The 24,089-nt window shown below is 34.9% G+C and carries 22 protein-coding genes, 1 tRNA gene and 2 pseudogenes; 12 read left to right on the forward strand and 13 right to left on the reverse strand.

The window, feature by feature from the left end; genetic code table 11:
* Positions 1-282: 282 nt before the first annotated feature.
* Together mlaD and HET73_RS00965 are read right to left on the reverse strand one after the other, a co-directional pair.
* Positions 283-738, reverse strand: coding sequence for an outer membrane lipid asymmetry maintenance protein MlaD (gene mlaD / locus HET73_RS00960; protein ID WP_174133119.1), 456 nt, complete (start codon positions 736-738; stop codon positions 283-285).
* Between the two features lie 2 nt (positions 739-740).
* The gene (locus HET73_RS00965; RefSeq protein WP_174133118.1) at positions 741-1,058 is read right to left on the reverse strand and encodes an NADH-ubiquinone oxidoreductase subunit NDUFA12 family protein; all 318 of its coding nucleotides are present in this window, start codon (positions 1,056-1,058) and stop codon (positions 741-743) included.
* A 57-nt stretch (positions 1,059-1,115) separates the two neighbouring features.
* Between HET73_RS00965 and HET73_RS00970 the strand changes: the two genes are divergently transcribed.
* Both HET73_RS00970 and rodA read left to right on the forward strand, forming a co-directional pair.
* On the forward strand, positions 1,116-2,582 hold the full coding sequence (locus HET73_RS00970) for a proton-conducting transporter transmembrane domain-containing protein (RefSeq protein WP_174133117.1): 1,467 nt from the start codon (positions 1,116-1,118) through the stop codon (positions 2,580-2,582).
* Between the two features lie 15 nt (positions 2,583-2,597).
* The gene (gene rodA, locus HET73_RS00975; protein ID WP_174133116.1) at positions 2,598-3,737 is read left to right on the forward strand and encodes a rod shape-determining protein RodA; all 1,140 of its coding nucleotides are present in this window, start codon (positions 2,598-2,600) and stop codon (positions 3,735-3,737) included.
* A gap of 347 nt (positions 3,738-4,084) precedes the next feature.
* Here rodA and pyrE read toward each other — a convergent pair whose 3' ends face one another.
* Both pyrE and HET73_RS00985 read right to left on the reverse strand, forming a co-directional pair.
* Positions 4,085-4,726 (reverse strand): orotate phosphoribosyltransferase, encoded by a 642-nt coding sequence (gene pyrE, locus HET73_RS00980; protein ID WP_174133115.1) that lies wholly within the window; start codon positions 4,724-4,726, stop codon positions 4,085-4,087.
* A 3-nt stretch (positions 4,727-4,729) separates the two neighbouring features.
* A complete protein-coding gene (locus tag HET73_RS00985; RefSeq protein ID WP_174133887.1) occupies positions 4,730-5,914 on the reverse strand; it encodes a dicarboxylate/amino acid:cation symporter in 1,185 nt (394 codons plus the stop codon).
* Between the two features lie 363 nt (positions 5,915-6,277).
* Here HET73_RS00985 and HET73_RS00990 point away from each other — a divergent pair, with 363 nt between their 5' ends.
* Positions 6,278-6,424: a hypothetical protein gene (locus tag HET73_RS00990; RefSeq protein ID WP_174133888.1), complete on the forward strand. Its 147-nt coding sequence runs from the start codon at positions 6,278-6,280 to the stop codon at positions 6,422-6,424.
* Between the two features lie 478 nt (positions 6,425-6,902).
* Positions 6,903-7,217 (forward strand): hypothetical protein, encoded by a 315-nt coding sequence (locus HET73_RS00995; RefSeq protein WP_174132677.1) that lies wholly within the window; start codon positions 6,903-6,905, stop codon positions 7,215-7,217.
* Positions 7,218-7,379: 162 nt separating this feature from the next.
* On the opposite strand, the gene HET73_RS07740 is transcribed toward HET73_RS00995, so the two are convergent.
* The 4 genes and pseudogenes from HET73_RS07740 to HET73_RS01015 all read right to left on the reverse strand — a co-directional run.
* The gene (locus tag HET73_RS07740) at positions 7,380-7,622 is read right to left on the reverse strand and encodes a hypothetical protein (RefSeq protein WP_246209660.1); all 243 of its coding nucleotides are present in this window, start codon (positions 7,620-7,622) and stop codon (positions 7,380-7,382) included.
* A gap of 165 nt (positions 7,623-7,787) precedes the next feature.
* Positions 7,788-7,860 (reverse strand) — tRNA-Gln (locus tag HET73_RS01005).
* A complete protein-coding gene (cutA, locus tag HET73_RS07745) occupies positions 7,842-8,093 on the reverse strand; it encodes a divalent-cation tolerance protein CutA (RefSeq protein WP_343033058.1) in 252 nt (83 codons plus the stop codon). The genes HET73_RS01005 and cutA overlap by 19 nt, the downstream gene beginning before the upstream one ends.
* A gap of 286 nt (positions 8,094-8,379) precedes the next feature.
* Positions 8,380-9,705 (reverse strand): annotated as a pseudogene (locus HET73_RS01015) (actin-bundling T4SS effector WalE1 family protein); the annotation flags it as partial.
* 163 nt (positions 9,706-9,868) lie between these two features.
* Between HET73_RS01015 and HET73_RS01020 the strand changes: the two are divergent.
* The 5 genes from HET73_RS01020 to hemB all read left to right on the forward strand — a co-directional run bounded on the left by HET73_RS01020 (position 9,869) and on the right by hemB (position 14,676).
* Positions 9,869-10,081 carry a hypothetical protein gene (locus tag HET73_RS01020; protein ID WP_174132680.1) on the forward strand — a complete coding sequence of 71 codons (213 nt, stop codon included), beginning with the start codon at positions 9,869-9,871 and terminating at the stop codon, positions 10,079-10,081.
* A gap of 69 nt (positions 10,082-10,150) precedes the next feature.
* Positions 10,151-11,179, forward strand: a complete 1,029-nt coding sequence (hflK, locus tag HET73_RS01025; protein WP_174132681.1) for an FtsH protease activity modulator HflK — start codon at positions 10,151-10,153, stop codon at positions 11,177-11,179.
* 2 nt (positions 11,180-11,181) lie between these two features.
* Positions 11,182-12,054 carry a protease modulator HflC gene (hflC, locus tag HET73_RS01030; protein ID WP_174132682.1) on the forward strand — a complete coding sequence of 291 codons (873 nt, stop codon included), beginning with the start codon at positions 11,182-11,184 and terminating at the stop codon, positions 12,052-12,054.
* Positions 12,055-12,057: 3 nt separating this feature from the next.
* Entirely contained in the window at positions 12,058-13,542 is a 1,485-nt protein-coding gene (locus HET73_RS01035; protein WP_174132683.1) for a DegQ family serine endoprotease, read from the forward strand.
* Positions 13,543-13,683: 141 nt separating this feature from the next.
* Entirely contained in the window at positions 13,684-14,676 is a 993-nt protein-coding gene (gene hemB / locus HET73_RS01040) for a porphobilinogen synthase (RefSeq protein ID WP_174132684.1), read from the forward strand.
* 26 nt (positions 14,677-14,702) lie between these two features.
* Here the strand turns inward: hemB and uvrC are convergent.
* The 4 genes and pseudogenes from uvrC to HET73_RS01060 form a co-directional block, all read right to left on the reverse strand.
* Positions 14,703-16,493, reverse strand: a pseudogene (gene uvrC / locus HET73_RS09290) (excinuclease ABC subunit UvrC).
* 8 nt (positions 16,494-16,501) lie between these two features.
* Positions 16,502-18,592 carry a glycine--tRNA ligase subunit beta gene (gene glyS, locus HET73_RS01050; RefSeq protein WP_174132685.1) on the reverse strand — a complete coding sequence of 697 codons (2,091 nt, stop codon included), beginning with the start codon at positions 18,590-18,592 and terminating at the stop codon, positions 16,502-16,504.
* A 3-nt stretch (positions 18,593-18,595) separates the two neighbouring features.
* Positions 18,596-19,435, reverse strand: coding sequence for a glycine--tRNA ligase subunit alpha (locus HET73_RS01055; protein ID WP_174133889.1), 840 nt, complete (start codon positions 19,433-19,435; stop codon positions 18,596-18,598).
* Positions 19,436-19,479: 44 nt separating this feature from the next.
* Complete coding sequence (locus HET73_RS01060) at positions 19,480-20,238, reverse strand: phosphatidylglycerophosphatase (RefSeq protein WP_174132686.1); 759 nt, start codon at positions 20,236-20,238, stop codon at positions 19,480-19,482.
* A gap of 221 nt (positions 20,239-20,459) precedes the next feature.
* Between HET73_RS01060 and HET73_RS01065 the strand changes: the two genes are divergently transcribed.
* Both HET73_RS01065 and tsaB read left to right on the forward strand, forming a co-directional pair.
* Positions 20,460-21,590: a cation:dicarboxylate symporter family transporter gene (locus HET73_RS01065; protein ID WP_174133890.1), complete on the forward strand. Its 1,131-nt coding sequence runs from the start codon at positions 20,460-20,462 to the stop codon at positions 21,588-21,590.
* Positions 21,590-22,189 (forward strand): tRNA (adenosine(37)-N6)-threonylcarbamoyltransferase complex dimerization subunit type 1 TsaB, encoded by a 600-nt coding sequence (tsaB, locus tag HET73_RS01070; RefSeq protein WP_174132688.1) that lies wholly within the window; start codon positions 21,590-21,592, stop codon positions 22,187-22,189. The genes HET73_RS01065 and tsaB overlap by 1 nt, the downstream gene beginning before the upstream one ends.
* Position 22,190: 1 nt before the next feature.
* Here tsaB and HET73_RS01075 read toward each other — a convergent pair whose 3' ends face one another.
* Entirely contained in the window at positions 22,191-22,811 is a 621-nt protein-coding gene (locus HET73_RS01075; RefSeq protein ID WP_174132690.1) for an AAA family ATPase, read from the reverse strand.
* Between the two features lie 265 nt (positions 22,812-23,076).
* Here HET73_RS01075 and HET73_RS01080 point away from each other — a divergent pair, with 265 nt between their 5' ends.
* Positions 23,077-23,787 (forward strand): class II aldolase/adducin family protein, encoded by a 711-nt coding sequence (locus HET73_RS01080; protein WP_174132689.1) that lies wholly within the window; start codon positions 23,077-23,079, stop codon positions 23,785-23,787.
* The last annotated feature ends 302 nt before the right edge of the window (positions 23,788-24,089 follow it).

The following is a 24,089-nucleotide window of genomic DNA, read 5'->3' on the forward strand; positions in this document are numbered from 1 at the left end:
TAAGTTTTTTTGTCGTTTAATCTGTACAGAGAAGATAAATAATTAGCTTCAGCTTTATTATAAAAGGGTTGGCAGGGGTTGTCAAGGAGTTTCTTCGTTTCATCCACGTGCTGCCAATGAGAAGTCTAATGTCAGAATAATAAACTATTGATATTCTTTTCTCTTTTTATCTCCAGCCTATAGTTAGTGCTAAGAGCGTTTTAATTTTACTAATTAAAATTTTTTCAGTATCTTTCATTTTTCTATTGATACAACTGCCAAGCGGATACAGACCAATGAGGGCTATTTTGAAAACATACCAATGATTTTATCCATTATTCCACCCACATTTGCCTCAGATTGGGTATATTCTATTTTACCACCGTTTGAAATTAGTTTAGCACCTGATCCGGGTGATATATTAACAAATTTGCTGCCAACAACTCCACTGCTAGTTATTAGGGCTGAGCTATCAATTGGCAATTTTATGTCTTTACTTATGCACATGTCAATTCGTGCTACGTAGGTAGCTTTATCAAGTGATACATTAGTTATGGTCCCGATATCTACACCAGAAATCTTAACGCTATCGCCAACTCCTATACCACTAGCATTAGTAAAAAGGCCATATATTTTATAGCAATCCTTATAGCTTTTTTTTATCTCAGATAGCTTATCAATAGCGAAACAGACCAGAAAAATAGTAAAAGCCAGCACAAACAATCCAGCAGTTATTTCAAGTATATTTGATCTTCGCATCTTTAGTTATTGTTAGGATTCCAGCTTTCATAGTAATTTTTCACTTTTTGGTTTGGGTAATATGCATCTTTTGTGTCCGTTAAATTGGGAGTATGTTTTACTTTTCTTTTCTTATTATTAACTGGTACTGTATTATCAGTATAATGAAGCCATATATGCCACTCCGGAGGTACTGTTGTAGGTTCAGAAACATTGCTATACACAACCCACCTTTTTCCTTTACTTGATTCATAGTAAGAGTTTCCATTTTCATCTCTCCCTATAAATCTACCTTCTCTTCGTAGTAAACATTTTATTGCATTACAAATTTTAGATAACATAAGGGTATTAAAACAAAAAGTATTATATATACTAATGCTTTAACAAACAATAATTTAATGCAATTACCAATTTTACAAGTTATTATACCTATAATTGCATCGATGTTTTGCTTTCTTACTAGGAAACATAAGGTGTCCTGGTTTATTTCTTTTGCCACAACGGCAGCTACTTTTTTTGTTTCATCGATACTACTCATAAAAACATATAATGGTGAAATTATAACTTATTACCTTGGAGATTGGGCTCCTCCGTATGGCATAGAGTTAAGAATCGACGTGTTGAACTCCTTGATTCTAACTTTGGTGAATTTTATAGCATTGATTAGCGTACTTTATAGCTTTTATATCAATGAAAAAGAGATTAGTAAAAACAAAATCACTGGTTTTTACTCTCTGTTTCTATTGTGCTTAAGCGGACTGCTCGGGATTTTAGTAACAAACGACATATTTAACCTTTATGTTTTTTTGGAAATTTCGTCTCTTTCTTCTTACGTGCTAGTTTCAATGGGAAGGGATAAAAAAGCTTTGGTTGCAGCATTTGAATATCTAATTAGCGGTACTGTAGGAGCGACGTTTTACTTGTTTGGTATCGGGCTTTTGTACTCTATGACAGGCACGTTGAATATGTCTGACATGGCAGAAAGAATAGCGCCACTATACGATAATAACATCATAAAACTTGGCACGTTGTTCATTTTTGTTGGTCTATCAATCAAGATGGCACTATTTCCATTGAGTAGATGGCTAGTTAATGCATATAGTGAGGCGCCAAGTTTCATTAGTATATTCTTTTCCGGCACAGTAACCAAAGTGATGATATATGTTTTTATCAGGATCTTTTATACTGTTTTTCATCAAAACTTTTTTTTATTTAAGCCGCCATTAAACAATGTAATAGTGGCCCTTACGCTTTGTGCTATTGTATTTGGGTCAATATTTGCAATGACCGCAAAAGACATGAAAAGACTGTTTGCTCACTCTAGTGTCAGCCAAATTGGCTATATAATTTTGATGCTGAGTTTAAACTCAAAAGCAGGTCTGTTTGCAGCAGTTCTTCACATAGTAAATCACAGCATGATAAAAATGTCTTTATTCATGGCTGCAGGATGTATTTCTTATAAATTTGATTCAGCAAAAGTAGAGAATTTGTCAGGGCTCAGGAAATCAATGCCTTATATAACACTTGCGTTTACTCTACTTAGCTTAGCATTGATCGGTGTGCCTTTAACAAATGGTTTTGTAAGCAAATGGTATATGATGGGAGCAATTATCGAGTCTCATGCATGGATTTCTCTTGTAGTTTTTGTTGCTGGCTCTTTCCTTGCATTGGTATATATGTGGAAAATGGTAGAGAAAATGTATTTTGGAAATGATGCAGTATCATGTGCTAGAATGATACCTAGTCAGGCTAATGAGGTGCCGTTACTTATGCTCTTTTGCCTATTGTTAATGGCAATTTTAACGGTAGTAACTGGAATATATAGTAATCCAGTTCGGTTAGTAATTGATAAATTTGCTTTTTGATTTTCATCCTTTCTCATGCACTTCGAAAGTTTTTTTTCTGTAGATAAGCTAAAGAAGATTCATTGGTTATTAGTCGTTAACGTAATAGCTCTGTTTTGCGTTGGCATTGTTGTTCAATATTCTTCTGCTGGAGGAAAATGGATGCCATTTGCAATTCATCAGCTAGCTGTATTCTCTTTCTTTTTTCTATTGGCTGTAGCCATGTCATTTATAGAGATAGATTTTTATTTGGAGCACGCCTATTTTTTTTACATAGCAGCGGTAATTTCGCTGTTAGTAGTGAACTTTTTTGGCTTGCACATAATGGGTGCAACAAGATGGATAAGAATTGGGTCAATTAGTTTGCAGCCATCAGAATTTGCAAAAGTAGGCTTAATACTTGCACTTGCTTGCTATTTTAATAAACAAAGTGTGTATAAAATGATGGAATTTCAAAAACTATTTAAGGGGTTTGTAATTATTTTCTTACCTGTATTCTTGGTATTAAAGCAACCTAATTTAGGCACAGCTGTGATAATGTTATTTATAGGGGCATCAATTATATTTGCATCGATAATAAAAAGGTCTCATTTAATAGTTTTTGGGACACTTGGCGTTCTTGCGATACCAGCCATTTGGTCTTTTTTGCGCCCCTATCACAAGCAAAGGATACTGTCGTTTTTGGATTCATCAGTGGATCCACTTGGAATAGGTTATAATGCGCAGCAATCTCAAATAGCTATTGGTTCAGGAGGTTTACTTGGTAAGGGCTTTGTTAACGGAAGTCAAACTCAACTGGGATTTTTGCCGGAAAAGCGTACAGATTTTGCTTTTGCGGTGCTTGGCGAAGAATGGGGGTTTTTAGGTAGCATGGCCTTAATTCTCCTTTATACTACGTTGCTTGCTATAATATTCTCTATTGCTTATAGATCAAAAAATTATTTTTCTAAGTTGGTATCTATCGGCATTTTTGCCTTTTTTGGAGCTCATTTCTTCATAAACATTGGCATGACAATAGGCCTTTTACCCGTAATAGGGGATCCATTACCATTTCTTTCCTATGGTGGAAGCACAACTGCTGCAAGCTTAATATGTATAGGGTTGCTGCTCAGTTGTGTAACGTCCGAAGAAGACTTAAGGCTAAGCTCTCGATTTTATCCGCAAGAAGGCCTGTAGTTTGAGATATCTCACTTTCTTGCATTGACAGCACATTCGGCAAAACAAAGAAACCCCTTGACAACCCCCACCAATCTCATTATCATGCTATTAAGGGTATTTCTGACTCAAAACTTGTTTTTGACCTGCGCAGGATCAACGACAAAAATTTAGTAAAAAACTTAAGGTATTTATTGGCGGATTATATAAATTATCGGGGCTACATGTCTTTTAAATTTTTTCACATGCAGCCAAAATCGCGCTTAAACTAAGCGTCAGCACATTATTACAGCGCCAAGTTACAGTATTATAGGGTCAAAACTCGCTACTCGGGGATTTTTTTGCCTTTTTTCAACTTGGTTAAAAAATTAACCATTACTATTTTTTGAATGAGAGGTCGATGAAAACTTTGCACAATTACTGAGATATTCCCTGCTCCCTGGTTTAGTTACAGGCAGTTGTTTCAATTCTTCAGGAAGCTCTGCTTCGCTATAGTTTTTAATGCTGAGCTCAAGTAAAGATATAACAGGAAAAGGCAATTTCGTTTCACTATTTCTCTTGATTAGACAAGCTTCAGCAACGACTTCTCCCCCCTTCCCTTCCGCACATTTCACTGCTTCAAGTGAAGATTTACCTGTGGTTATCACATCTTCAACTAGCAATATTTTCTCACCTTGTTTAATTTCAAATCCACGGCGTAATTCAAACTTACCGCTCACACGCTCGCAAAACATTGTCTTGATCCCAAGCTGCCTACCAATCTCATAGCCCACGATTATCCCTCCAATTGCAGGAGATAATATTAAATCTATAGAACTATTGAGTTCTTTTTTTATTTTGTGTGTGAGTAATACGCAAATTTTCACTGCTCTGTTTGAATTTTCAAAAATTTTAGCACACTGTATATATGTGCCACTATGCAATCCAGAGGATAAAACAAAATGCCCATGCAGAATTGCTCCGGCTTCTTCAAACTCCTTTATTATTGGACTATCTTTATCTAATGTCATTTCTTAAGTTTCACCATTACATTCTTTATTAATTATCCGAGTTATACAAATGTCAGACCACACATTTATTGCAGTTTCAAACATATCAATGATTGTGTAAATAGGCAAAATTAGTCCCATAATGTACAGAGGAACGTTCATTGATACAAGATAGCTAGTTGCCATAAAATAGCATCCCATCGGCACTCCAGCGTTGCCAATTGCTGCACTAGTTGCTAGGAAAACCCATATAAACATTTCACTTAAAGAAAATGTGCATCCATTCATCTCTGCAACAAACATTACTGTGATTAAAATAAACGCAGCGCACGCATTCATGTTGATTGTTGTGCATATTGGTAAGATAAAAGACGACAATTTCTTTGGCACCTTTAGCTTACTTTGCACGCAGTCTATGGTTGTTGGCAATGTTGCACTGGATGATTTAGAAAAAAACGCAAGCGCGAGTGCCGGCATTACTCCTTTTAGCGTTTGAATTGGTGATATGCCCTTATACCACATAAGTAGCGGTAAAATCAGAAACGCTTGCACGAAATTTGCAGACATTATGCAAGCAAAATACCACAAGAGGCTGTAAAACTCGCTGCCACCTTTTAATTCGTGCAAAAAACATGTAACGAAAGACCATACAGCAAGTGGAATAAGCTTTAGTATCCCTTGAGCAATTTTAAGTAGCGTATCAAAAAGTGCAGAGAATACTTGGTGTAATATGTCCTGTTTTTCTTTTGACAGTGAAATAATGGCCCCACCCATCAAAAAAGCAACTAATATGCTGCCAATAACGTTATTCTCAAGAAAAACTTGCACAAAATTTGAAGGGATGAGTGATCTTAAGTATGAAAAGTAACTGTAATTGCTGTTACTCAGATTGTCTATCGTGTTACATATAAAGTTTTTTCTTACTGGATCTATTAATAAATAGAAGGATAATGCAACAAATGCAGCTATAATGGTTGTAAGCAGCGTATAAAATAGTGTTTTCTTAACTAAGGTTTTGATTTCTATTGAGTCTTTAAGCCCGGAAATTGTGGACACTATGGATAGAAAAACTAAAGGTAAACTGATCAACTTTAGCAAACTAATAAATATGTCACTAAATAGCTTTGCTACTTCAAATATGACTTCATTGTTTAAGTAGTAAGCAACTATTGCAAACAGTATAGAAAAGAGTATTGCAAACTTGTGCATCGGAAATAAAACTTAAAAGTGACATTATACAACAATTTCGCTGTTTTGGAATTAGATTAAATCACTTGACAAACCCTGCCAACCTCATTATCATACTACCAAGGGTATTTCTGACTCAAAACTTGTTTTTGACCTGCAGGTTCAACGACAAAAATTTAGTAAAAAACTTAAGGTATTTATTGGCGGATTATATAAATTATTGGGGCTACATGTCTTTTAAATTTTTTCACATGCAGCCAAAATCGCGCTTAAACTAAGCGTCAGCACATTATTACAGCGCCAAGTTACAGTATTATAGGGTCAAAACTCGCATCACGGGGGTTTTTTTGCCTTTTTTTTCGTTTGGTAAATTTCTTAATGTTTGTGGCTACCGTCATTCCGCTACGTGTTAGCGGATGGAGATACCACGGCGGTATGACGATAGATCCCAGTGTCAAGCACTGGGATGACACCCATAACCTTGTCATTCCAGCGCGTGACGCTGAGTTTTTATATTTATATAGTTTATAAAGTTAAGGCCAGTGTCAAGCACTGGGATGACACTATGGAGGCACTGGGATGACAAGAAAAATGCACTGGGATGACAAAAAAGGGGCTACTTAAGGACTACAAAGTTGTTTAATTTAATTGATGTAGAAGTACCTAAAAATATATGTAAAGGTTGCAGGAGCAAATATGATTTTGAAAAAGATAAGAAGCGATGCAAAAAATTACTTGACAGACTTCTGTGGTATCATTATTATAGTAGTAAGGGTGTTTTTGAGCTCAATCTTAATCTTTAAGCCTATAGGCTTCTCAATTAGTTAAATTATAATAGTTATAATTTAACTCCACTAGAACATACAAATAGCCAGCACTTTATGACCCAGCAGACTGAGTATGAAAACAGCCACCATAGACTCTAGTTTGCAAGAAAAGGGACTTATTGAATTACAATTAATCTACAAACTCAAATCACTTTAAATCTTTAGTTTAAAGAGGTATCATTATGTCAAATAACTTCAATTTCAAAGAATTTTTTCACTGTTATGAAAAAAACAGTACATCAGATGATATACAACGGTATTGTATACTGTGGAAATCAGTAATAGCACAGGCAGTAATTGATGTAACAAGCAACTGTAAAAAAACAGAAAGCTTGGTAGAAAAACGCAAAGCTATTTCTTGGTTATCAGACTTCAGTCGAGATTTCGTATACACGTGTATATTGGCTGATTGTGACCCGGCATATGTAAAAAACAAAATACAGCCAATTTTAGAAAACCTTACCAAAAAATCAGATAAAACCTTTATGCATACTTAATGAGATTTGTTCCTTTCGCTGAAAAATCATCTTATCTATTTATCTATAGCGTCTTCTATATCTTTAACTAACAGCTAATTTATTATGTCTACCTTCTGTTTTGCATCTTGATCATAATGTTCATCTCTGTGACCATAACCACTATAGCCATTCCTATAACTGCTACCATTTGATTTGATTTACTCTATTGCCCTTTCTGCCTATCCTCAGTATCTGTGTTATCTTTTCCTTTAAAGAAAACTTACAGCCCGTGCTAAGAGATAATTTATAGAGAAAATGCGGAGTAAGAAACGCTACTAATATTATAAAAGAAACTCTATAACCCAGGTCACTTCTGTTATCATAATACCACTTGCAATATTGAAACAAATGATCAAATGCACTTTTGAAAGAGCCACATTCCACAGCATACCAAAAGCCATTGCTGATAAACATGAGCATAATGCTGGATGTATAAAGGTACATCATGAGGAGAAACAGCTTTATAACTATATATTTCAAGCTGCCTAATATATAATTCAGTAACCTCAATTTATAGAAAAGTGATATAATTTCACACTCACTTCAATATGGCTGGGGTGGAAGGATTCGAGCCTTCGCGTGGTGGTATCAAAAACCGCTGCCTTACCACTTGGCTACCCCAATACTACTTACATCAATAACACCACTAACCCAATTAGTAAAAGATTTATTTGCTTTTATGGGTACTATTACAATAGCTGGCTGATCATAAGAATGCATTGCTTCGATTTCTTCTACAACTCTATCGACTTGATCGCTTCTGCTCTTCATAATTGCTACTACTTCACAACTACTATTAATTTCACGTTTCCATAAATACAGAGACTTCACTTCAGGAAATATATTTACACACACAATTAACTAATCGTTTAACAATTCTTCAGAAACAGCTTTAGCCTCTTCAAAATTTGAAAAAGTTGTATAAACTAAAACAAAACTATTCATTAGAATCTACATAAACGCAATGCTACTATACTCTACCGAGACTTATTCATCAAGAGAAAATAAAAGGACGTTACTCATTGAGTAACGTCCTTGTGGAGAGGGTAGGTAGTTTTATTTAATTACCAACCCCTTGTGTAGGTGCAGACTGCGGTAGAATGTTAACCTCAGACTGATACGTAGTAGGCTTTTCTGGACTTTGTTCTTTTGTTGGCGTAGAAGAACCAGAAGAACCTATTGCACTATCATCACTATTTAAAGAGTTCAGAGAATTACTTCTAGGTTGCTTTGACAAATAAATAGGATTCTCAACAAAATCCAAGTCTCCATCTTCCATTCCCGTAGTTTTTCCTGACTTTTTGCCACCTTTGGAAAGTGATGAAACCCTATCCAAAAGTGAAGAAGGTGCTTTTACTTCTTTATGCTCCGCAGGATTTAACAATTCCGCTTCGCTGCTAACAGTACTGTCAGTCTTTACAGAATTTAGTGAATTGCTTCTTGACAAGCTGTTAGATTGTTCAGAGCCTTTTCTTCCCAGTAAAGAGAATGATAAAGATCTGCTAGGTTTAGCACTACCTTCTTCAAACATGTTACTACGCATTTTAAGTGATCCTTTGAGAATATGATCTTCTTTGCATTTCGCAATAACTTCCTTAATTTCATCGTGATGTTCAGAGAAAACACTATCGATGAAATAACTACCTTTAGGTAATGACCTTTGTGTTAACAAGCTATGCAAGCTTTTTTCATTTAAATTATTAATGAATTCTTTCTGTACTTGCCATTCAGAAGTATACTCTTCCCATCCTGATTTTGCCTTCTCTGCCATTTTTAAATCAATTTCTGACGATATTCCAGAAAGTATATTTTTCACTAACCCAGAATTATTTCCTTTATCAGCAAAAATTGCTTTCATATCATTTCTTATTTCGTCAGATTTCTTAATTACATCTGGAGTAAACCTTTTTACCTTATCTAAATAGTCCGTCTCACCAGATGCCTTATGGAACTTATTTGCCACTCCTTCGCCTACAAAACTAGCGCCTTTTTTCAGTGAATCTACTGAATGTTCATAACCTTCTTTCACCTTATCTTTAACATGTACAGCACCATCTCTAACTTTTCCGGCAGTATATTTCGCCCCATCAACTGTTTTTTCTGCTGACCACTTGAGCCCTTTATATCCAGATTGAACTGCTTTTACAGCGACTTTTACAGCGAAATATAAAGCAAGACCAACTATAGCACCCGGTATAGCAAGTGTTGCACCAACTGCCAAAAGTGGTAGTACTGCCGTAAATAATCCACTTGCTGCACTTACTACAAGAATCTTATCTCCTTGTTTCATCTTAGAGAATTCTGTATCCCCTTTTAACAGGTCAGTAATTCTTTCTTTTAGCTTCTTGGGATCATTAGCAATATCTGAATTTGGTAGATTTTGCATCGTTTTATTCAAATCAAAACTATCTTCTGGTTGGTTTTGTTGAGTTCCAACAGAATTTGAATTTTTTTCATTATGTGACATTTTAAACCTCACTATTAATTAAATATATTATATTGTACATCTCCATTTCTTAAGTTAGTGTTAACTTGACTGTCAGTATTCACTTACCTGCAAATAATTGTGCTTGACGTGTTTTTTGGAAGTGCGGAAAATGGAATTGAGAGCTCTTTGAGCTAGAGTATTTATGAGGTACAAAAAGAGGACATTCATCCTTTTAGTTATTACAATCCTAACAACAATAGTTTTGTCATTTTATTACTATACTGACCCTCGCGAAGACGTAGTACACCTAAAAAACGACAACAAGGAATTTAAAATAAGGCCAGAAAATTCCATAGAGTCAACCATATCACATAGAGAAAAGGAAGTGTACGATCATGCCCTCCGCTCTAACTAGTAAATAAATAGGTTTGCAATTTCCTACTAAAGAAGTAATATTGGCGTATTAATTATAGAATCAATCATTATGTTTGATGATAATAATCCTTGGGGAAAGAAACCGATAAGGGATAAAACTCCCAATAATGAAGACATTTTAGGTAAAGCTATATCCGAGGTAAGATACTTCTTAAATGGTTTAACGAGAAATAGTGGTAAGAAACCTTATTTCATCGTTTTCATTATTTTGTTCTTCTATGCTTGTACTGGCTTCTATATTGTTCATCCGAGTGAAGAAGGTATAGAACTTACCTTTGGCAAATATTCTAATACAGAAACACCTGGTTTGCGCTATCACTTCCCCTACCCTATTGGCAAAGTTTATAAAGTGAATGTTAAGGAAGTAAATCGCGAAGAAATTGGGGTGAGCAGTTCCTATGGACGAGATACAGATCGCGGTGAAGGTGTGATGCTAACTGGAGATGAAAATATAGTCAACGTTAACTTCGAGGTTCAGTGGCGCGTTAGAGATGCTAAGGACTATTTATTCAAAGTGCGGGATTACAAACCCGGTTTCAGTGTTAAAAATGCTGCTGAAAGTGCCATGAGAGAAATAATAGGTAAAAACACGATCTCTTTTGCACTTGGTCAAGGCAGACCAGAAATTTCTAGAGATACTAGAATTCTATTGCAGCAGATTCTTGATGGATACCAAATGGGCATAGAGATTTTATCTGTTCAAATGAAAAAAATTGATCCACCAGAAAAAGTAATCAGTTCGTTTAGAGATGTACAAAGTGCTCGTGCAGACAAAGAGCGTACTATAAACGAAGCATATGCTTATAATAACGATATTATACCTCGAGCAAAGGGTGAAGCGATAAAGATAAAATTAGATGCAGAGGCATATGAGAATGAAGTAATAAATGAAGCAAAAGGTAATGCAAATCGCTTTTTATCTCTTTATGAGGAATATAGACAGAATCCTTCTCTCGTTAAGAATCGTATTTATCTTGAAACTATGGAAAATATTCTTAATAAAGTAGATAAAGTTGTTGTCACTGATGATTTGAAAGGTATGTTTTCTTATTTACCTCTTACAAATTTTGGAAAATAGTCATGCATAGTAATACTAAAATTGCTTTTGTTTCTGTATTCGTCGTTCTGTTGATCGCTCTATCTAATTCAATGTTTGTGGTGCAAGAAACAAAGCAAGCAATAGTTATACAATTGGGTAAAGTCGTAAGAGATATTAGAAAAAGCGGTTTATATTTTAAGTTGCCATTTATAAATAACGTAGAATTTCTTGATAAGAGAGTTTTAGATTTAAGTCCTGATAAGATCCCAAGGGAAGTGATAACAGCGGATCAAAAACGTATTATAGTAGATGCGTATGCAAAATATAAAATAACAAATCCTGTTACTTTTTACCAGGCTGTGAGAAATGAATCAGGGCTGGTTAGAAGATTGTATCCGGTTATAGAAGCACACATAAGAGAAAATATAGGCAGATTTTCGTTGATTAGTTTGTTGAACGAAAAAAGATCAGAGGTTATGCAATTGATTCAGCGTGGAGTTTATTCTGAAGCTGAAAAATTTGGCATAGAAATAATAGACGTAAGAATTAAGAGAGCAGATTTACCAGAAGAAAATAGTTCTGCAATATTCCGTCGTATGCAAACTGAAAGGGAAAAAGAGGCGAAGGAAATCAGAGCAGAAGGAGAGCAAGCAGGGCAGGAAATTAGATCAAAAGCTGATAAACAAAAAAGAGAAATTATTGCCAGTGCAGTAAAAGAATCCTATGAAATAAGGGGCCGTGGTTATGCTGAAGCAACCAGAATTTATAATGAGGCGTTTAAGGTTGATAAAGAATTTTTTAACTTTTATCGCTCTATGAGCGCTTATAGTAAATCATTCACTGGAAGTAACACTAAATTTGTACTTTCACCAAATAATAATTTCTTAGATATTTTGAACAAGGGATGGAAATAGTTTATGAGAAGTAAAGTTTTATCTATATTTGTGTGTTTTTTGATTTCATTCTCCTCATATGCTAATATGTTTGACTGGGGTGCAAAAAAGACTGTAGATACTAACACCTCTGTATGCAGCTGTAACCAAGGACTTGCTGACCTGGTGGAAGAACTTATTCCTGCAGTTGTGAATATCTCAAGCGAACAAATCATTAAACAGGAAAATAACAGCAGAACTAAAATCCCTTTTACGCCAAGAAATGATTTTTTTGATGATTTTAGAGAGTTTTTTGAGCGTTTTGATCAATTTTTTATGGACAGGAGCCCAAGTATCAATAGAGAGGTAGTGTTGCTTGGGTCTGGATTTATTATAGATAGAAGTGGAACTATCGTAACTAATTATCACGTCATTAAAAACGCCAAAGATATCACAGTTACTATGAACGATAATACTTATTTCAAAGCAGAAGTTCTGGGCTATGATGCAAAAACTGATCTTGCTGTGCTTCAGATCAAAGCTGACAAAGACTTCTCTTTTGTAACGTTTGGCAATTCTGATAAAGCGAGAGTTGGTGATACGGTCATGGCAATAGGTAACCCATTCGGGTTGGGTGGCTCTGTAAGCACAGGAATTATATCTGCAAGGTCCAGAGACATTAGTATTGGTACCTTGCATGAATTTATTCAAACTGATGCTGCAATCAATAGAGGCAACTCCGGAGGACCATTATTTGATTTAAATGGAAAAGTTATAGGTATTAATACCGCTATCTATTCTCCATCCGAGTCTGGCGGTAACGTGGGTATAGGCTTTGCCATACCGTCTAATCTAGCTGTATCAATCATTGACACATTAAAGAGCGGTGAGAAGATAAAACACGGCTGGCTTGGTGTACAAGTTCAGCCCATAACAAGAGAATTTGCAGAGTCTTTGGGTTTAAAAGATACAAAAGGTGCATTAGTTGCAGACATAGTAAAGAACAGTCCAGCAGAAAAAGGCGGTATTAAAGTAGGTGATATATTACTAGAGTTTGATGGCAAAAAAGTTGAGAGAATGACACAACTGCCTCAAATGGTTTCAAGGACTGAGCCTGAGAGAAAAGTGCAAGTTAAGTTACTTAGGAAGGGCAAAGAAGTTAACGTCAAGGTTGTCGTTGAAGAATCAAGTGACAGCCAAGATAATAATCAAGAAGAAAGTAAATCAGCACCTAGTTATGTAACTGGTTTAACTGTTTCAAACCTGCCAAACGAATCAAAGGAAAGCAAAAATGATGTACCTACAAAAGGCGTAATAGTTACTAATGTAGATGTTCAAAGGAATCCTACGTTGCGTAACATTAAAAGAGGAGACATTATTATGCAAATGAATGGGAGTGATATAGAAAGCGTTGAAAGTTTCCAAAATCAAATAAATTTGGTAAAAGAGAAGGATGGCAAAAAAGCAATAATGTTGCTCATTTATCGAAATGGAAATCAGTTTTTTGCTTCAATAAAGTTAGAGAAGTGAAACATTGTAAATCATGCAGTTCCCCTTGAAGGGTGTAAAAAGCATATGAAGATGAGAAAGAAGCAGCTATTGATGATGCTACTGAAAAAGGCAAAAAAATTGGTAATAAGATAGCAGCAGCATAGTTTTAGAAGAGGTATGATGTTTAAATTCCCGAATACACGGTTAAGGCGTAAGCGCTCAAATGTATGGGTTCGCAATTTAACAAGTGAAAGCATTTTATCAGTAAATGATCTGATTTTTCCTCTGTTTGTTCACGACAGAGAAGAAACAACTGAATCAATCCCTGGCTTACCTGACATAAAATGTTACTCAATAGATGGATTGGTTTCCGTAGCTCAGGAAGCTAAGGATTTAGGAATTAATGCTGTAGCAATTTTTCCTGTGGTTGATAGTAAATTAAAATCTGAAAATGCTGAAGAAGCATATAACCCAGGCGGTTTAATCTGCAAAGCAATTCGTGCTGTGAAATTAAAGGTACTGGACATTGGCATTATTGCAGACGTTGCATTGGATCCATATACTACCCATGGTCATGATGGTATTTTAAAAAGCAATCTGATAGATGTGGAAAACGATGAAACTGTGTCAGTATTGTGTAAACAAGCGCTTGCTTTAGCAAAAGCTGGATGTAATATAGTTGCTCCTTCTGATATGATGGATGGTAGAATAGGAAAAATAAGAAAAGCATTGGATGATAATGACTTTCAGGATGTAGCAATATTGTCTTATGCAGTAAAATATTGCTCCAGCTTCTATGCGCCATTCAGACAAGTTGTTGGTTCGTGCGTGCCATCAAATCCTATCGACAAAAGTGGTTATCAAATGGACTATAGAAATGCAAGAGAGGCAATTTGCGAAATTGAAATGGATATAAATGAAGGTGCAGATTTTATTATGATAAAACCAGGCATGCCGTACTTGGATGTAATAAAGTCAGCAAATGATAAGTTTAATTTCCCGATTTTTGCTTATCAAGTAAGTGGTGAGTATGCAATGATAAAAGCTGCAACTAACAATGGTTGGCTGGATTATGACAAAGTAATTTATGAGTCTTTAATTGGTTTTAAACGTGCAGGTGCAAGTGCAATATTCACCTATGCTGCACTTGATGTTGCAAAAAATCTAAGTTAGGAAGCGCAATACGCCCTATAAAAGGTTTACTCTCTATCATTCAAATGTTTCAGAATAGCTTCTGCTAACCCTTTGCTAATTCTAGCTACGTTTTGAATTTCAGTTAGAGAAGCTTTGCTTATGTTTTCTACCGAACCGAAATGAGACATCAACGCATTTTTCCTTTTGTGACCAATTCCGCGTATTTTGCTCAATTGTGAAACGATAAATTGTTTATCACGCTTTCTTCTGTGCGAAGCTATCGCAAAACGATGAGCCTCATTACGCAGTGATTGTAAATAAAGCATGGCTTTGCTGTCATTTGCCAGAGTAAATTCCTTCCCATTTGGCATATAAAATCTCTCATTTCCTGCGTTGCGGTAGAGGCCCTTTGCCATGCAAGCAAAGGGAACGTTGATATTTAACACCTCCAATACATTTTGCACTATGGAAACATGCCCAGGCCCACCATCAATCAATAGAAAATCAGGAATTATGTCCTTTATCTTGCCCAAAAAACGCCTAGTTAACACTTCTTTCATCATTTTATAGTCATCGCCTGAAATCTCTTCTTTTATAGTAAATTTTTTGTATTTACTTTTTAAAAAACCTTCCTGTCCTGCAACAACCATCACACCAACTTGTTGATTTCCAAATATATGGCTGTTATCATAAACCTCAATACGTCTTGGAACATTTGGTAACGAGAAAACTTTTATAATCAGTAAGCTTCTGTTGTAAGCTATGCTGGGAGTTACTATAAGTAAATTCCAACAAATTACGTTCCTCAGTATTTTTCGCATGCAGAACTTTTATTGATTTTTTAGTAATATTATATAATGCTTGCTCTATAATTTCTTTACCTATAACAAAACCAGGAACATATAAATTTGTGCTGGTGGTGTATTAACTTGATTATAAAAACTGACCAAAAAGGTGGATAAAATTCCATCATTCGGGTGATCACCGCAGTTTTCGACAAAGTAAGGAGTGCTTCCATAGTTGTCTTTATTTCTAAACGATAACACACCAATACACGCCAGATCCTCTTCACGTGCAATGCTGAAAAAGTCTGCATCTTTTTCAAAAGAAAAATCCATTGGCTGCATTTGAATTTGCTCAAGAAACTTTATCCGATCTCTATATACAGCAGCAAGCCCATAATTCTCTTCCTTGCTACATTTTTCCATCGTGGAAAGTAACTGTTCTTCCACTTTCTTATTTCTTCCAAGCAATGTGTCCTGTGCTTGTTTTACTGATTGGCAATAATCATCTTTTGCAATTTTGCCCACGCATGGCGCTGAACAGCGCTTAACTTGATACTCAAGACATGGTCTTTTTGTTGAAGAGAAATATTGATCTGAACATACTCTCAAGAGAAAAGCTTTTTGCAATGATAATATAGTGTTCTTAACAGCATCGGCAGATGTAAAGGGACCATAATAGTGAAATTCACCCTTTTTAAATCTACCTCTATATCGAGCTATTCTTGGGTAATCATGTTTGGAAATCGTTATATAAGGATAAGATTTTCCATCCTTGAGCACAATATTATAAGATGGCTCCAACGATTTTATTAACTGTGCTTCAAGAAGCAGTGCTTCTATCTCATTTTTAGTTAGAAAGGTCTTAACCTCAATAACTTGTGAGAGCATAACTTTGATTCGTTCAGAAAGGCTCTCAAATCGAAGGTAGTGAGATAACCTCGATTTTAAGTTTTTTGCTTTTCCAACATATAAAACTTTATCCTTATCCCCAACCATTTGATATACGCCACAAGACTGTGGAGATAACTCAATTTGTTTTTTTATTGCTTGGACATTTATGACATAGCTCATTGTTTGACTTATATGAGGCTAAAATCTGCTACTAAATGAAAGATGGAAACAACACTAGCAAGCAAAAATAATCTATTTCTTCTGAGCCTATCGGAATCACAATTGATCTTTACACTGTCCATAAATTTATCGATAAATGGAACAAAGCCATTAAGTTCATCAAGCGCTGCATTAAAATGGTTATTTTTTATTGCCTGTTTAATGTTTTTATAAGCAATTATAGCATAATCAGATAGCGCTATTTCTTCACTCTCAATCAAACACTTTTTACTATAAGATGTACTGTAAGCAGTATTACTACTTTTTTCTGCTTTGTTAACTATGTTACTGACTCTTTTATAAGTACTCAGAATCTGTTCGCCTTCAGGCGTACTAAGATAACGATCCAATATAACAGTTTGTCTTTCTGCTGTCAGCAGATCACTAATATCAGTTCTATATAATATTGAATCTACAATATCTTGCTTTATACCTCTATTTTTTATAATAATCTTAAATCTTTCCAGGAAAAATTTAAGGACTACTTCTAAAATTTTTTCTCTTAGCTTATTAAATTGATCAACCGGCGCCACATTCCCAGCCAATGCAGATTCTAAATGCAAAGATACTGACTTATCTATCAATAGCCTAATTGGAATATGCAAATTATTTTCAAGTATTGTTCTAATTATACCAATTGCCATTCTCCGCAAACCAAACTGATCATATGAACCAGAGATCTTTTCACGTGCTGCAATCAAACCAACCAAACTATCTACTTTATCAGCAATAGCCACAGCGACCGCAATAGGAGATTTAGGGCACTCTCGTTCCGATCCGATTGGCTTATAATGCTCAGTTATAGCTTCCACTATTTCTTCATCCTCTTGAAAATAAGAAGCATAATATCCACCCATTACTCCTTGCAATTCTGGAAATTCTTTCACTATTGATGTTGTGAGATCTGCCTTTGCTAAATATGCAGCACGCTCAACTTTAACTAGCGAAGCATGTGGAATAAATATAGCTATATATTTTGATAGAGCTGTAATGCGCTTTACTTTTTCTCCAACGCTACCAAGAGAAGCATGAAATAATATCGAGTCTAATTTTTTGACATAATGGTCTAGATTTTCCTTTTTGTCCTGAGATATCAAAAATTGTGCATCAGCAAGACGTGCCTCCAATATTCTTTCGTGCCCTTTGATAACCTCATCATTGTTAACATTTACAACGGTAACAAAGTGTGAAATTCTCTTTCCATTGCTTAAAGCAAGGTATTTTTGCTGTGTATTAATTATGCTAAGAATTACCTCCTTTGGTAACCCAGATGATTTTTCCTGATTTACTTTACCAAACAGTACAATTGGCCATTCTATAAGCCCTGTCAACTCATTCAGCAAATAATCATTTTTTTCAAGTTGTAAATTCTGCTCTTTTGCGAATTTATTGATCTGATCCAGTATAAATTGTTTTCTTTTATCTGGCTGTAGAATGACATTGTTTTTTTCTAGCAATTCAAAGTAGTTTTTAGGTGTTTTAACAGTGAACATCGCACTACTTGAGAGAAACCTATGGCCATACGTTGCGTTGCATGCTGTGATCCCTGCAAAAGACATAGGTATTATTTCATCATTCAAAATGCATAGAATGTTTTTAATTGGTCTAACCCATCTTTCTTTTCCTTCACTCCACCTCAGGCTCTTCAGCCAAGAGAAATTTTTTAACATCTCTTCTAGCTGATTTTTTAGAAATTCTTGAATATTAAATGAGCAAGCATCCTTTTTAATGAAGTAAAAGTCTACATTATTTACTTTGCGAATAAGTAAATCTTTCTCATTTTTCTGATGTTTTCTTAAAAAACCTTCAACGGCACTCTTTAGTGCATTGACATTTGGTCCCTTAATTTCGTTATTAGAATCTTTCAGATCTGAAACGCTTATATTATCGACGAAAAGAGCGATGCGACGTGCCGTTATAAAAACCTCTACAGACGCAAATTTCACATTATTTTTATTGAAAGCATTAACAGCATAACTCTTAACTTGAGCTGCAGCCGAATTCTGCATTCTTGACGGTATTTCCTCTGAAAGGCATTCAAACAATAATTGTGACGACATATGCTACTTACTCATGTATAACTCACAACATTTTTTTGTCAGCTCTCTCACTCTACCAATATATACTGTACGCTCATTCACGCCAAGCACGCCTCTTGCATCAAGTAGATTAAGTAGATGACTGGTTTTAACACATTGGTCATAAGCTGCTACTGGCAATTCTTTTTCAATAAGAAATTTACACAGTTTTTCCGTATCTTCAAATTGCTGTTGCACTACTTCAGTATTATAATAGACTAATGCAAGGTAAGAAAACTCATACTCTCTTTGCTTAAAAATATCTCCATAAGTTACACCGCTGTCGTTCCAGATTATATCGTAAACATTATCTACACCTTGTATACACATTGCCAAACGTTCCAGCCCATACGCCACCTCGCCAGGGATTATTTTGCAATCAATACCTTCAACTTGCTGTATATAAGTAAGTTGTGCTACTTCCATTCCATTACATATAACTTCCCATCCAAGCCCTGATGCACCAACACTTGGATTTTCCCAATCATCTTCAATAAACTTAATATCGTATCTTTCTGTAGATATGCCAAGAGCCTTTAAGCTACTTAAGTAGATATCTTGCAAATCATTACCAGAAGGTTTGATTATTACTTGGTATTGATGATGCTGATATAAGCGATTAGGGTTATCACCATATCGTCCATCTGCTGGCCTAATTACTGGCTGTAGATATGCAATTTTCGTTGGTTTTACATCAATCGCTGACATAATTGTTGCAGGATGCAACGTTCCAGCCCCAATTTCAGACGTGTACGGATGGAGTATAGTACACCCCTCACCAGCCCAAAAATCTTGTAATCCCTTTATTATACTTTGTAGATCCACGTAAACTGCACACTTTTTATACTGAATATATAAGCAAATAGGTACTATTCAATATTTATTTTTTTTATAGTGTCATGCAAATAGTCACCTAAGACTACTGAACTTTCTTTTGCATACTGAATTATGCTTTTATTCAGTACAATTGCGTCATGCATAGTTAAATCGCAAAATATAAATGCGGTCAAATACAACAAAATTACTGCATAAAACGTATGAAAAATCCCTTCAAATGTGATTGATATTGCATTGTTATAACTGAGCTGTATTGAACTTATTGGCCATGGTTTTACCACTTCCACAATATAAAAAAATGCATAAGGTACAATAAAGAAAAAGAACAAGTGCATGAAATCATTAAACCAAAACGGACATTGAAGTATCCCCTTACATATACTTCCATAGAATTTACTTACAGTATGATAAATTGACATTATTGCTGGCATTGAAAGCGCAACAGTCAGTACCTGTCCTGACGCTATTTGTATTACTATATTTTCACCACTATTTGCTGAAGGGTCTTGAATATGAAAAATAGATATTCCAACTAATTGTAGTACTAACATAATTATTGCCAATTTCGCAAAAATAGCAGCTACAACTATACCTGAATTTGGCATTCTATATAGTACAAAATCCCCTCCATATATGAGAACTAATATAATATCAGCAACAAATAATATTAAAAAAGAAGACCAATAGTTCTGCCAACCTGGCAAATACCCTATTCCTAAAAAAGAGCTCACTATTTTAGCAGGAAAAATTTTGCCCAACACTTTTTCTAGAGCTGTCCAAAAAATTTCCATGTGCCTAAATATTATGTTTAATTAACAGATAATACTTTATTGTAACATACTTATCAATAGTTCAAACATGTACTGGAAGATCTTACATAACATATATAATGATAGAAAAAAACTTGCGCTAAAAATTTAATAGCCTGTTCTTTAAATGAATATCATGCATTTTACTTTACTTGAAAACTAACTTACCGCATTATGTCCCTAGGGTATTGCTATATCAGAATATGCTGCAGTTGCTAACTTTACTCGCTATTATCGCTTCAGTTGTATTTTGGGGTCACTTAGTTCCAGTAGAGGCGAAAGACTTTTTGTACTCAGTGAGCTTGAGTATCAAAGAAATTCTGCTATTTATAATGCCTTTTATTGTTTTTGCACTAATATTTAGCAGTGTTAGCAATCTTAGACAATCGGCTATAAAGTTTTTATTATTGCTTGTTATAACGATTTTCTTATCGAATCTAGCTTCAAGTTTAATAGCTTATTCAATTGGGCATTTTATCCTACAAAACGCTTATTCAATACAAGATGTAACGTATGAAGAAACAATTTTTCCTTTATGGTCATTTAAGCTACCGCTACTCCTTTCTAACTTTCATGCTCTCGCTTATGGGTTTGTGTCCAGCGTAGTGGTATCTGTATTGCTGCCAAAGAAAAGTAGAGAGCTTTCATGCAAAATGTCAGATTTAACTTTATTTGTTCTGAAAGTGTTTTTGACGCCAATCATTCCAGTATTTATACTCGGTCTTGCTTTAAAAATGCAGCATGATCAGGTTCTATCTGTAATATTTAGAGATTACTCAATAATTTTTGTTATTATAACATCTGCAACTTACTTCTATATTTTTCTCTTATATGGAGTAGCAAATTCATTCAAGGTCACAAGTTGGATAACTAGTATAAGCAATATGATGCCAGCATTTATTACTGCAATGAGTACAATGTCTAGTAATGCAACTATGCCACTTACTCTCGCAGGAAGCAAAAAAAATGTAAACCAACCTGATGTAGCATCGTCTGTTATACCAATAACTGCCAGCTTTCACTTAGTAGGTGATTGCTTTTTTATTATAATATTATCGATGATAATTACGTCCGGTTATGCGTTATCCACAACAGACTATGCAACTTTCCTGCTCTATTTTTTATTGTTTAAATTTGCTATTGTTGCAGTTCCAGCAGGAGGAATGGTGGTAATGCTACCTATCCTTGAAAAATATCTGAAATTCTCTCCAGAGATGCTCTCATTAATTACAGCATTATATGTAGTGTTTGACCCTATAATAACTTCAGCAAATGTTATGGGCAACGGTGCTTTTACTATAATGTTTACAAAACTCTATGATAAACTTAAGTAATGTCCATTCTAGCAATTGATACTGTAGGCACTGGTAGTTCGATAGCAATAATTGATCATTGTGGCAACTGCTTTGTAGCACGCAATTCTATCAGCAATAGTCACGCAGAATCATTTTTTCAAATTTTAGATACTCTGTTTAGTAAGTACAACTATAACTACGATAGAATAGACCATTTAGTGGTAGTAGTTGGACCGGGAAGTTTTACTGGAATTAGAGTTGGTATATCTGCTGCAAGGGGTATAAATCTTGCTACGAATAAGCCATTATATGGAGTTAATGCACTAGAAGTTCAGGCATACGCAATATCGTTGCTTTGTGCAAATAGCAAAAAAAATATCAGAGCTATAATCAAAAATGCTCAAGGGTTTTATACGCAGTTATTTGATTTCAATTTACTGCCGCTATCACATCCAGTTGCTGGATCCCAGTGTCTAAATACTGGGACGACAAGCAATAACTTCATTACATATATGCTACCTGAATTAAATGCTAGCCATGCAGGACTGTTGGCCTATTATAGGTTAGAAAATAAACAAAAGTTAGATGAAGTTGAAGCTCTGTATTTAAATGAACCTCAGTATATGAAATTATTATAAGTTATCCTTTTGCGTAAACTCTATCGATTTGGCTAAGTCTATATATCTGGCGTGTTATTTCTTCAGCTACTTCCCTTATACTCATATTTGAATTTTCTATCTCTATGGCATTCGGTGGTATAAATAAATTATGAGCCCTAAATTTCTCTATAATGCTGTTTATGCTAGTGACCTTCTTATTTTCCCTTTGTCTTTTCAATTTAATGCGTTTTTGCAATGTAGGTAGATCACACTTGAGCACTATGGGAAGAATTATTGTGTTCATTCTTTTACTGAGTTCTACCACTGAGTTGTACATCTTCATGTTGTAGTCGCTATTTTTCATCAATTCGTCAATAAATATATAATTTTTCGAATGAATTGGGTAAGCTTCTATTGCCTGAAGCATAATTTGTGCAATGTTATACATTCTATCTTGGACTTCTTTAGGGATTTGATCATGTTCAAAGATATTATCATATATAGAGCGAATTTGAATATTGTTAGAGAAGTTACTGTTTACAATCAGTGCATCTATCATGTTAGATAATTCTATTGCTGTAGAAAGCTTACCACTTCCTAAAAAGCCAATAATATATACGAAAACTCCTGTTATCTGTTTTTTTGTATTAATGTTTATCATATTATTTATAATGTTAAAATCTATATTCATAATAACATGAAACTTAAGCTTTAAAACATTTGAAACATTATATAGAAAAATTATTTTTATAATTAAGATATTATGTAATTCAGGGGCATAAATTCTATATAGACTTCATAGATTATGTAACAGTGAATTATTTAATAAGAGTTAATAGCTCCTTTTTCTGGTTCAAGATAGAAGTACGAGTTTACTATGAGCTTCTTTTCCTGTATAAACCTTCAGAAGATCTTAACTAGAAATTGTGTTATTAACAAAGAGCGAGGTAAAAAGGGACTTAATCTACGCCTATCAGATTTTATCTTACTTGGGACTGGATGACCATACATACACTCACCTATCGGCGCGTTCTGAGGATCAAAAGTCGTTTTATATTTATCCATTTGGTATACGCTTTAATGAAGTGAATGAAAATTCATTAATGAAGGTGTCATTTGATGGAGATGTTATTGAGGGCAAAGAATATCAATATAATAGAACTGGTTATATAATCCATGGCTTTATTTATCAAGCAAGGAAAGATATTCAAGCAATTTTTCACTTACATACACCTTCTATTGTAGCAGTTTCCTCCCTCAAAGATGGGTTACTTCCAACAAGTCAGTGGGCACTGCATTTTTATAATAAGGTATCTTACCATGGTTATAATTCCCTGGCACTTGATGATACAGAAGGAAAAAGACTAATAGCTGATCTGAAAGAAAATTTTGTGATGTTAATGCGCAATCATGGGTCTATAACGTGTGGTCGGACTATACAAGAAGCGATGTTTTATACATATCACTTAGAGCAAGCGTGCAAAACTCAATGTTTAACGTTAGCGATGAATAAGGAATTATCAATTCCAAGCGAAGAAATTTGCTCAAAAGCTGTAAAGGATCTTTTGTCTTTCGAAAGCAATCTTGGCGAAAGAGATTGGCACGCATGGATTAGACTGATTAAAAGTAAGTTATAAGAAGTACTACATTCAAGTATAGCTAACCAAGGAAAGGTTTCTCCACAGTAATGCGTAGGTATATCATAGTATTAAGCAATAAAAGCTGACTCTGCTTTCAGTAGACTTCTTGCATAACCTAGGTGTACAGTCCCAGAGTGTGATGGTATGATAAAATGTGAGACCATCAAGGGAGGAATTATGGGAGTGTGCCGTAGAGATGCAAAGGATGTTTATATAGAACAAGCTAGTGCAAAGCTACGCAATAGATGAGGGAGGGCCCCTCGGAGCCGGTTTACAAGAGCAGGCTTCAAACTACCATA

The organism is Wolbachia endosymbiont of Atemnus politus (assembly GCF_013309895.1).

Excerpts from the sequence above, each read along its gene's own strand:
- mlaD (WP_174133119.1), bottom strand. The coding sequence starts at position 738 with ATGCGAAGATCAAATATACTTGAAATAACTGCTGGATTGTTTGTGCTG.
- HET73_RS00965 (WP_174133118.1), bottom strand. The coding sequence starts at position 1,058 with ATGTTATCTAAAATTTGTAATGCAATAAAATGTTTACTACGAAGAGAA.
- HET73_RS00970 (WP_174133117.1), top strand. The coding sequence starts at position 1,116 with ATGCAATTACCAATTTTACAAGTTATTATACCTATAATTGCATCGATG.
- rodA (WP_174133116.1), top strand. The coding sequence starts at position 2,598 with ATGCACTTCGAAAGTTTTTTTTCTGTAGATAAGCTAAAGAAGATTCAT.
- pyrE (WP_174133115.1), bottom strand. The coding sequence starts at position 4,726 with ATGACATTAGATAAAGATAGTCCAATAATAAAGGAGTTTGAAGAAGCC.
- HET73_RS00985 (WP_174133887.1), bottom strand. The coding sequence starts at position 5,914 with ATGCACAAGTTTGCAATACTCTTTTCTATACTGTTTGCAATAGTTGCT.
- HET73_RS00995 (WP_174132677.1), top strand. The coding sequence starts at position 6,903 with ATGTCAAATAACTTCAATTTCAAAGAATTTTTTCACTGTTATGAAAAA.
- HET73_RS01020 (WP_174132680.1), top strand. The coding sequence starts at position 9,869 with ATGAGGTACAAAAAGAGGACATTCATCCTTTTAGTTATTACAATCCTA.
- hflK (WP_174132681.1), top strand. The coding sequence starts at position 10,151 with ATGTTTGATGATAATAATCCTTGGGGAAAGAAACCGATAAGGGATAAA.
- hflC (WP_174132682.1), top strand. The coding sequence starts at position 11,182 with ATGCATAGTAATACTAAAATTGCTTTTGTTTCTGTATTCGTCGTTCTG.
- HET73_RS01035 (WP_174132683.1), top strand. The coding sequence starts at position 12,058 with ATGAGAAGTAAAGTTTTATCTATATTTGTGTGTTTTTTGATTTCATTC.
- hemB (WP_174132684.1), top strand. The coding sequence starts at position 13,684 with ATGTTTAAATTCCCGAATACACGGTTAAGGCGTAAGCGCTCAAATGTA.
- glyS (WP_174132685.1), bottom strand. The coding sequence starts at position 18,592 with ATGTCGTCACAATTATTGTTTGAATGCCTTTCAGAGGAAATACCGTCA.
- HET73_RS01060 (WP_174132686.1), bottom strand. The coding sequence starts at position 20,238 with ATGGAAATTTTTTGGACAGCTCTAGAAAAAGTGTTGGGCAAAATTTTT.
- HET73_RS01065 (WP_174133890.1), top strand. The coding sequence starts at position 20,460 with ATGCTGCAGTTGCTAACTTTACTCGCTATTATCGCTTCAGTTGTATTT.
- tsaB (WP_174132688.1), top strand. The coding sequence starts at position 21,590 with ATGTCCATTCTAGCAATTGATACTGTAGGCACTGGTAGTTCGATAGCA.
- HET73_RS01075 (WP_174132690.1), bottom strand. The coding sequence starts at position 22,811 with ATGATAAACATTAATACAAAAAAACAGATAACAGGAGTTTTCGTATAT.